Below are 334 nucleotides of genomic sequence, written 5' to 3' on the forward strand. Positions count from 1 at the left end.
ATCTTGTCCATTTAAAATAATGTCTTCTACTGTGGTACGATGTTGATCATTTCCAGCATAAAGATGGAGCTGTCCAGAATGATTTACAAGCGTTTTCCCTTCTAATGTTGCTCCTGCACGCACCCATGATTTTGCTTCATCATTAATTGTTAAATTTTTTACAGATCCATCAGCATATATTTCCTGAAGAGCGGTCTCATTTAAAGTAACTCCAATAGCTTTACCCTCTTTTAAAATACGCTGTTTACCACCACCAAAGACTTGTGTATCAAAAGCAGAACCACCATTTTTTGCGCTTTGAGTCTTTTTTGCAATCTCTTGCACACCTCCTCGC

General features: G+C 38.0%; 1 pseudogene. It reads right to left on the reverse strand.

Annotated features, from left to right (window positions below):
- Nucleotides 1–334, reverse strand: a pseudogene (locus ACFINZ_RS11075) (autotransporter outer membrane beta-barrel domain-containing protein); the annotation flags it as partial.

The sequence above is a fragment of the Bartonella sp. AA81SXKL genome, assembly GCF_042196945.1.
Lineage (GTDB): Bacteria > Pseudomonadota > Alphaproteobacteria > Rhizobiales > Rhizobiaceae > Bartonella.